Origin of the sequence: Schumannella soli (assembly GCF_006517435.1) — a bacterium.
In the GTDB taxonomy this organism is placed as follows: domain Bacteria; phylum Actinomycetota; class Actinomycetes; order Actinomycetales; family Microbacteriaceae; genus Schumannella; species Schumannella soli.
Window position 1 is genome coordinate 554,441 of the sequence record NZ_VHQG01000001.1, and the last position, 9,287, is coordinate 563,727.

At 72.7% G+C, this 9,287-nt stretch carries 5 protein-coding genes; 1 reads left to right on the top strand and 4 read right to left on the bottom strand.

The genetic code is table 11. The annotated features are described in order from the left end of the window. Nucleotides 1-27: 27 nt before the first annotated feature. Nucleotides 28-2,328, bottom strand: coding sequence for a DEAD/DEAH box helicase (locus FJ657_RS02620; protein WP_255447091.1), 2,301 nt, complete (start codon nt 2,326-2,328; stop codon nt 28-30). A 315-nt stretch (nt 2,329-2,643) separates the two neighbouring features. Between FJ657_RS02620 and FJ657_RS02625 the strand changes: the two genes are divergently transcribed. Continuing rightward, on the top strand, nt 2,644-3,804 hold the full coding sequence (locus FJ657_RS02625) for an alpha/beta hydrolase (protein ID WP_141162113.1): 1,161 nt from the start codon (nt 2,644-2,646) through the stop codon (nt 3,802-3,804). 193 nt (nt 3,805-3,997) lie between these two features. Here FJ657_RS02625 and FJ657_RS02630 read toward each other — a convergent pair whose 3' ends face one another. The 3 genes from FJ657_RS02630 to FJ657_RS02640 form a co-directional block, all read right to left on the bottom strand. Further along, nucleotides 3,998-4,429, bottom strand: coding sequence for a hypothetical protein (locus FJ657_RS02630; RefSeq protein WP_141162114.1), 432 nt, complete (start codon nt 4,427-4,429; stop codon nt 3,998-4,000). Between the two features lie 424 nt (nt 4,430-4,853). After that, nucleotides 4,854-8,543, bottom strand: coding sequence for an efflux RND transporter permease subunit (locus FJ657_RS02635; RefSeq protein WP_181408840.1), 3,690 nt, complete (start codon nt 8,541-8,543; stop codon nt 4,854-4,856). Between the two features lie 177 nt (nt 8,544-8,720). Then, the gene (locus tag FJ657_RS02640; protein ID WP_141162115.1) at nt 8,721-9,194 is read right to left on the bottom strand and encodes a PGPGW domain-containing protein; all 474 of its coding nucleotides are present in this window, start codon (nt 9,192-9,194) and stop codon (nt 8,721-8,723) included. Between the last annotated feature and the right edge of the window lie 93 nt (nt 9,195-9,287).

Consider the following 9,287-nt stretch of genomic DNA (forward strand, 5'->3'; position numbering starts at 1 on the left):
TCAGCGAGACCGCGTCAGATCAGCGGATCAGTCCTCGTCGCCGTCGACGACGTCATCCGCCTCGACCTCGGCGTCGTAGCCGTTCGCACGGTCGGCGATCTGCGCGATGAGCTCGTCGCGCGGGCGCACCTCGGTCCACTCGGCCTCGATCTCGGCGCGCTGCAGCAGCGACTCGGTGCGGCGGCGGCGGTTGAACGGCGCGAGGGTGACGACGATGCCGTCCTTGCCGGCGCGGCCGGTGCGGCCGGCGCGGTGCAGGTAGGTCTTGTAGTCGTCGGGCGCGTCGGCCTGGATGACCAGGGTGACGTCATCCACGTGGATGCCGCGGGCCGCCACGTCGGTCGCCACCAGCACGGTCGCGCGACCGCTGGTGAGCTTCTCGAGGTTGCGGGTGCGGCGCGACTGGTTGAGGTCGCCGTGCAGGCTGACGGCGCGGATGCCGTAGTCCTCGAGCATGTCGGTCAGGTCCTCGGCGAACGCGCGGGTGCGGGCGAAGACGAGCTTCTTGCCCGGGCCGGCGGCGAGTTCGGCCAGCACGGCCTGCTTGTCGCGCTGGTCGAGCATGAACACGCGGTGCTCGATGGTCGAGGCGTCCTGGTCTTCGCCGGCGACCTCGTAGACGGCCGGCTCGCGCAGGAACTCGTCGACGAGCGCGGCGACGGCCGCATCGAGCGTGGCCGAGAACAGCAGCTTCTGGCTGGTCTCGGGCGTGCGGCGCAGCAGGTCCTGCACCGGCTCGAGGAAGCCGAGGTCGCACATGTGGTCGGCCTCGTCGAGCACGACGGTCTCGATCTGCGAGAGGTCGAGGCGGCCCTGGCTGACGAGGTCGCCGATGCGGCCGGGGGTGCCCACGACGATGTCGACGCCGCGCTGCAGCGCGCCGTACTGGCGGGCGTAGGGAACGCCGCCGTAGAGCTGCGTGGTGAAGAGGCCGACGCTGCGGGCGATCGGCTGCACGGTGCGGTCGATCTGCAGGGCCAGCTCACGGGTCGGCGCGAGGATGATCGCACGCGGCGCACGGCCGGGCTTGCGACGCTCGTTGCTCGACTTCTCGGCGTTCAGGCGCAGCAGTCGCTCGACGAGCGGGGCGCCGAAGGCGATGGTCTTGCCGGAGCCGGTGCGGCCGCGGCCGAGCACGTCGCGACCCTCGAGCACGACGGGGATGGTGCCGGCCTGGATCGGGAACGGGCTGGCGGCGCCGAGCTCGGCGAGCGCGGTGACGATGTTGCCGCCGAGGCCGAGGTCGGCGAAGGAGGTGCCCTCAGTCTCGTCGACCTGGATCGCCTCGGCGGTCAGGCGCTCGAGCACGACGTCGTCGGGCACGCCGGCGCCCGGCTCGCGGTCGCGGCGCGGGCCGTAGTGGCCCTGCGACTCGCGGTCTCCGCGGTAGCCGCGGTCGTCGTCGCGGCGGGGACGGTCGCCGAAGTCGCGACGCGGACGGTCGCTGAAGTCACGGCGCGGGCGGTCGTCGCGGTCTCCGCGGAAGCCGCGGTCGCGGTTCTGGTCCCGGTCGCCGAAGTCGCGACGGGGAGCACGGTCACGGTCGCGGTCGCCGAAGTCGCGACGCGGGCCGCGGTCCTCGCGGTCGAAGTCGCGACGCGGGCGCTCGGCGCGGTCCTCGCGGAACGGGGTGTGGTCGTGGCGCAGGGCACGGGGAGCGCGCTCGCCGCGGCCGGCGCCGTCGAAGCGGTTCTCGCGCGGGGCGTGGTCGCCGAAGTCGCGTCGCGGGGCGCGGTCACGCTCGCTGCGGTCGCCGAAGTCGCGGCGGGGACGGTCATCCCACTGGCGGCGCGGGCGGTCGCCGCCGTCGCGGTTGCGGTCGCCGCCGCGGAAGCCGCCATCGCGGTTCTGGTCGCGGTCGCCGAAATCGCGACGCGGGCGGTCGCCGAAGCGGTCCTCGCGCGGACCCCGGTCGCTGCGGTCGCGGTCGAAGCCACGGCCGCCGCGGTCGTCGCGACGGTCATCGCGTCCGCCGCCGAAACCACGGTCGCGGTCGCCGCCGAAGCTGCGGTTGCCGGCGGCGTTGCGTCCGCCGCGGTAGCCGGGCTCGGCCGTCTCGCCGTTGCGGCCGCGGGGCTCCCAGTTGGGGCGGCCGTCGGCCGGGGCGTCGCGGCGGTCGTTGCGGTCGCCGCCGCGCGGGCGCTCCGAGGAGTGGCCGCGCGCGACGCGCTGCTCGCCCGACCAGCGCGGCTTCTTGCCGCCGTGAGCGGAGCCCTCGCCGTCGGGGCGGTAGCCGCGGTGCTTGGGGCTCGGGCCTCCGGCACGCGCGCCGCCGCGGGCGGGGCTGTTCTTTCCGGCGCGCGACTGCGCGCCCATGTTCTTGGGCATGGTGCTACTTCCAGGGTTACGTGAACGACGCGCGAAAACACACGCGTTTGGGGAACCCGGGCACTCTTTGACCGGGGGCCGCTGCTCAGCAGATGAGTCCTCGCCGCCCGAAATGGCGACGATCCGGCCCGCACGACAAGACAGTGATGCGCACGACCAGCAATTGGTCGAGGTGTCGAGAGCCGACCGAAAGAGCATACGCGGGATCCGTCGCGAGCACGACCCCTGATCCGCCCCGATCTTCTGCGATCGCCGTGTTTCTCCCCTGTGCACGACTCGGGAGGCACTCGGTGCGACCGACTTAGGGTGGAGGCGATGCGTCTGTCTCCGCGAGCGATCCGAGCCTCCGGTGCTGCGGCGACCCTCGTCGCGGCGCTGCTGCTCGTCGCCGGATGCGCGCCGACCGGCGACGACGCCGAGACCAACACTCCGCCGACGCGGCCCGCGATCCCCGGTTTCGTGACCGATCCGAGCGTGCCGGTCGTTCCCGACCTCGTGTACGGCACCGCGCAGGACGGCACGAAGCTGACCCTCGACGTCTGCCTGCCGCCCGAGGGCTACGACACCCGCGACGGCCAGAAGGAGCCGGGCGGATCCGGCGGCGACGACGACGCATCCGCATCCCCGTCGGCCGATCCGAGCGGCGCCCGCGACGACAGCGGCGACGGCGGAGAGGGTGCGGGCAGCGACACCCCGCAACCCGCGATCCTGCTCGTTCACGGCGGCAGCTGGCGGCGCGGCGACAAAGCCGAGCTGACCTGGCGCAGCATCTGCCAGTGGATCGCGAAGAACGGCTACGTCGTCGCCAACGCCGACTACCGTCTCGCGCCGAAGTACACCTTCCCGGCGGCGATCACCGATCTGCAGCAGGCGGTGCGATGGATGCGGCTGCCGGCGCAGCAGGATCGCTTCCGCATCGACCCGAAGCGCATCGGGGCGATGGGCGGCTCGGCCGGCGGCAACCTGGTGTCGCTGCTCGGCACGCGCGGATCCGGACCGACCGACGAGAACGCGCGGGTCAGCGCGGTCGCCGAGCTGAGCGGTCCGATCGATCTCACGGGCGTCGCCGTCACCGCCGACTTCGTTCCCGTGCAGCTGACCTATCTGGGCTGCACGGCCACGACCGACTGCCCGGCCGCGGCGGAGGCGTCAGCCACCTCGTTCATCGACAAGACCGATCCGCCGTTCCTCGTCGCGCACTCGACGACCGAGCGCATCCCGCTCGAGCAGGCGAACCGCTTCGTCACGAAGCTGCGCGCCAAGGGCGTCGACACCACGTTCATCAAGGTGAAGGGCGCGCGCCACTCGATCGCGATGCTCGCCGACAACGATCCGCTGCGCGCCCGCATCATCGAGTTCTTCGACACGAAGCTGCGCGACGCCCCACGCGTCGCCGCAGCTCCCGCCGGGGGCGACGACGCCGACGGCACGGATGCCGATCCGGGTGGCGGGGACGGCACGAGCGGACAGGGCTGAGCTCCTGCCCTTCGTCGACTGCGGCCCGCTCGTCGCCGCTCGCCCGTCGCCGTCGCCCGTCGCCCGTCGCCCGTCGCCCGTCGCCCGTCGNGACCGATCGTTCCCGTGAGGGGTCTCACAGGCCCCGATTCCCGGCCCAAAGACGCGCTTCACGGGGCCTCTGCGACCCCTCACGATGCAGCCGACGCGCGGGTCAGCCGATCGCGGCGGTGCTGAGCGCGATTCCCGTCAGGATCCCCGCCGCGCAGAGCGCGGTGCCGAGCACGGCGATCCACCCGATGCGACGTCCCCGCCTGCCGAGGATCGGCGCGAGCACCGCGATCGCGACGACCGCGACGATGCCGGTGACGAGCGGCACGCCGATCGACCACGGCAGGAGATCGAGATCGCAGGGGTGGTCCGGCCCGCACGCCGCGACGCCCAGCTGACGGAACCACAGCAGGAACGCGGCGAGCGCCGTCGCGACGAGGTTCGCCGGGGCGAGCACCATGACGAGAACGATCTCGAGCGTGCCGGGCACGGCGCCGGGCACGGTGCCGACCGGTCGCCGGCCCCGCGCCCGCGCCCGCGGGGCGGCCTCGGCCCATCCCTCGCGCTCGGTGTCGAGGTCGTCGCGCAGGGTCACCGGCCCAGCCTGCGCCGCGCATCCCCGCACCGCACCCGGGTCAGCCCTCGCCTCGCGGTCGGCCGCCCGTCGTCGCTCGCGCCCGACCGTCGCCCGCCGTCGAGCACCCGGACGCCGGATCCCCGAGGTGGCCACGAATGCACGCGACACACCGGGCCCGGCGTGCGTCTGCGGCCACGCTCGCCGGATCCCGCCCGGGGGTGGCCACAAATTCACATGACACGCCGCATCTGGCGTGCATCTCTGGCCGCCCTCGCCAGATCCCGTCTGACCCGCCCCGAGGCTGGCCAGGAATGCACGTGACACGCCGGACCGGGCGCGCGTTTGCGGCCACCCTCGGGTCAGGCGGGATGCCGAGTGGCCAGAGACGCAGGTGACACGCCGTGCGCGATGTGCATTCCTGGCCACTCGATGAGGAGACGGGTCAGCTCGGGGGCGTGAACACCGGACCCGGACCGGATGCGGGGGCGGGGCCGGTCGGGCCCGAGCCGTTCGTCGGCGGCTCGCCGTCCGGGCCGTCGGTCGACGGCGTCGACGGGGTCGAGAGGGTCGACGGCGACTCGACCGGCTCCGAGGCCGTCGATCCCGTAGCCGGGTCACCGGGCTCCCCGCCGCTCGTCGCCGAGCCGCTCACCCCGCTCGCGGTCTCCTCGCGCTGCGTCGTCGCCGCCGGGCTCGTCTCGTACGCCGACGACGGCGGCGCCGCGGGTGCATCCGCGTCCGGACCCGCGTCGGCAGCGATCGCCCCGGCATCCGCTGCACCAGCACCAGCACCAGCGGTCGCGACCGCATCCGTCGTGCCTGCACCTCGCCCGGCAGCAGCGCCGACACCGGCGCCGATACCCGCGCTCACCCCCGTGACCGAGCTGCCGGCGGCGAGCGCCGCCTTCGCCGCGCGCCGGTCCGTCCGCCGCTCCTTCGCGCCCTCGACGACCCAGTAGAGGGTCGGCAGCACGATGAGCGTCAGCACGGTCGACGACACGAGTCCGCCGATCACGACGATCGCGAGCGGCTGCGAGATGAAGCCGCCGTGGCCGGTGAGTCCGAGCGACATCGGGATCAGCGCGAAGATCGTCGCCGCCGCGGTCATGAGGATCGGCCGCAGTCGCCGGGCGGCGCCGTGCGTGATCGCCTCGCGCACCCGCATCCCGCGTTCCCGGTACTGGTTGACGAGGTCGATCAGCACGATCGCGTTCGTCACGACGATGCCGACGAGCATGAGCACGCCGATGATGGACGCGACGCCGAGCGGCAGGTTCGCCGCCACCTGGAGGGCGATCGCGCCGGTCGCCGCGAACGGCACCGAGATCAGCAGCAGCAGCGGCTGCCGCAGGCTGCGGAACGTCGCGACCATGACCGTGTAGACGATGAGGATCGCGGCGAGCAGCGCGAGTCCGAGCTGCGAGAAGGCGTTCGCCTGGTCGCTCGTGACGCCGCCGAGCGTCGCGGTCGCGCCGTCGGGCAGCTTGACCTCGTCGACGGCCTTCTGCACCGCGGCCGACGCGGCGGCCGTGTTCTGCGTGTCGGGCGTGATCGTGATGGTCGCGCTGCGCACGCCGCGCACGGTCGTGACCGAGGTCGGTCCGTTGCGCTGCTCGACCGTCGCGAGAGTCGACAGCGGCACGGTGCCGGTCGCGGTCGGGATGCCGAAGTCGCGCAGCTCCTGCAGCGTCGTCGGCGCGCTCGTGTTCTCGATGTACATGTCGAGGGTCTTCTCGTCGATCACGACCGTGCCGATGGATGCCGGCAGCATCGCATCCGCCACGATCCCGCCCACGGCGACCTCGCTGAGCCCGGCGGCCGCGGCCTTCTGCCGGTCGACCTCGATCGCGATGTAGGGCTGCGTGGCCGAGAGGTTGCTCTCCGCCTGCGCGGTCTCCTTCAGTTCGCGCACCTTCGCGAGGATCGCGTCGGACGCGTCGCGCAGCTTCGTCGAGTCGGGCGCGAGGATGTCGACCTCGATGTCGCTCGACCCGAATCCGCCGCTCGAACCGGCGACGGAGACGTCGCCGACGTCCTTCAGATCGCCGACCGCGTCGCGCACCTTCGAGCGCAGCTTCGTCTGGTCGACCGACGGATCCGTCGTGATGTTGAAGGTGGCATCGCCGCCGCCCGTGAATGCGGACTGCAGACTGCTGCCGCTCGACCCGAGCGTGGTCGCGACGGTCTCGATGCCGTCGATGCCGCGCAGCGCCGACTCGACCTTCTTGGCGGCGTCGTTCTTGGCATCCAGGCTGGTGCCGGCCTTCATCGACTGGGTCACCGTGAGCGTGTTCTGACCCGAGTCGCCGAGGAAGTTGAACTGCAGGAACGCCCCGCCGAGCGCGCCGGATCCGACGAGCACGAGCAGAGCCGCGACGAGCGTGATGACGGGGTGCCGCAGCGTTCCGCGGATGACCGGCAGGTACGCCTTCTGCAGGCGGGTGGGCTTGTCGAGCTCGTCCTCCTCGGGCCCGGCCGCGGCCTCGGCGTGCTTGCGGCCCTTGTTGCCGAGGAACCAGTAGGCGAGCACCGGCACGATCGTGAGCGACACGAAGAGGGATGCGGCGAGCGCGATCGTCACGGTCAGCGCGAAGGGCCGGAACAGCTCGCCGGTGATGTCGCTGACGAGCGCGAGCGGCAGGAACACCGCGACGGTCGTGACGGTGGATGCGGTGACCGCGGTCGCGACCTCGCGCACGGCCTTCTTGATCGCCGTCAGCTTGTCTTCGCCGAGGCCCAGATGCCGCTTGATGTTCTCGATCACGACGATCGAGTCGTCGACGACGCGGCCGATCGCGATCGTCAGCGCGCCGAGCGTGATGATGTTGAGCGTGTAGCCGGCGGCGAGCATGCCGATCAGGGTGATCAGCACCGACGCCGGGATCGAGATCGCCGTGACGATCGTCGACCTGATCGAGAACAGGAAGATCAGGATGATGACGACGGCGAAGCCGAGACCGAGCAGGCCCTCGGTGGCGAGGCTCTCGATCGACTGCTGGATGAACGGCGCCTGATCGAAGACGACCGTGAACTTCGTGCCGTCGCCGAGCGCCTTCTGCAGCTCGGGGATCTGCGCGCGCAGCGCCTTCGACACGTCGACGGTGTTGCCGTCGGGCTTCTTCGTGATCGAGATCGACAGCGAGTCCTTGCCGTCGACGCGCGAGTAGCCGGTGACCGGATTCGCCTCGACCTTCACCGTGGCGACGTCGCCGATCGTGGTGACGGCGCCATCCGCTCCGCTGGTCGCGGTGCCGGTCGCGCCGGAGCCGCCCGCCGCATCCGCGCCGCCCGCGCCCGCACCGCCGGCACCCGCCGCGCCACCCGCGCCCGCGCCGGTCGCCCCGCTGCCCGCGCCCGACCCGGCACCCGCGTTCGCGCCCGAACCGCTCGATGCGCCGAGCAGCGGCACCTTCGCGATCTCGTCGGAGGTCGTCAGCCGCACGCCGCCCTGCACGATGAGGGTCTGGTCGTTCTCGGTGATGGTTCCGGCGGGGATCAGCACGCCGTTGTTCTTGAGGGCGTCGCGGATGCTCTGGCTGGTGAATCCGGCGCCGTACAGCTTGGCGAGGTCGGGCGTGATCGTGACCCGCTGGCCGCTGTCGCCGAGGATGCTCGCCTCACGCACCCCGGCGGTCTTCTCGATCTCGGTGACGGTCGAGTTCTTCAGGGCGTCGCTGAGGTCGTTCGCCGACTTGTCGCTCGTGACGGCGAGCACGAGCACCGGCAGGTCGGCGATCGATCCGGTCACGACCTGCGGGTCGACGCCCGACGGCAGCTGGTTCGCGATGCGGCCCATCGCGAGCTGCACCTTCTGCTCGGTGCTGACGATGTCGGTGCCGTACTTCAGCGACGCCGACACGGTCGACACGGCCGAGTTCGAGGTCGCGGTCGTCGACTCGAGCCCCTCGATGCCCTGCAGGGCGCTCTCGATCGGGGTCGACACATCCTTCTCGACGACGTCGGGGCTCGCACCCGGGTACTGCGTCACGACGAAGAGCTGCGGCAGGGTCAGGCTCGGGATGAGCTCCTGCTTGAGCGTGGTGAGCGCGACACCGCCGAACACCGCGACGACGATCGTGAGCAGGGCGATGAGGGCGCGGTTGCGCAGGCTGAAGACGGACAGCAGGTGCACGGAGTGACTCCCAGGTCGCCGGCGGTGGTGAGGCGTGCACGACGACGCGCACCCGTCCAGTATCCGCCGCGGGGGTCGACCGGGGCGTACTCCCCGGGGATGATCAGGAGCGGTGCGGGGGCGCCGCGGGTCCGTCGGCCTCCCCCGTGAGGCGGAGACGGGCGGATGCGCGGGTGCTCAGTCGGGCACGTCGGCGCCGGGCTCGCGGGCGTCGCGCTCGACGCGGGCTGCTCGGCGTCGCTCCGCGACTCTCTTCGCCGTCGCCGTGGCTCTGCCGACGGCCCGGGTCGCGCGCGCGTTGACCTTCTTCGCGCCTTCGAACTCGCTGCCGAGGATGCCGAGTCCGCCGAGCGCGATCAGCGCCCCCGGTCCGGGCAGCGGGATGAGCGCGACACCGAGTGCGACGGTCGCACCGCCGACCACGCCGACGCCGGTGCGGTAGACCCGGTCGGCCCTCGGGTTGCGCCGGATCGCGGCTCGCGAGCCGATGAGCGCCGAGCCGGCCGCGCGGCCGAGGGCGGCGCCGGCGCGCTGCGCGGTGGACCGGGGGCGACTCGCGCCCGCCGGGCCGTCTCCCGCGCCGTCGTCGTGCGCCGATCCGTTCGCGGTCGCATCCGTCCCGGTGGTGTCCGGTCGCGTGTGATCGGTCATCCGCGCACGCTAGCCCCGGCCTCTGCGCACTGCCCGAGAGCGCCCCGCGCCGGGGGCGGGGCGGGGCGGGGCGGGGCGGGGCGGGGCGGGGCG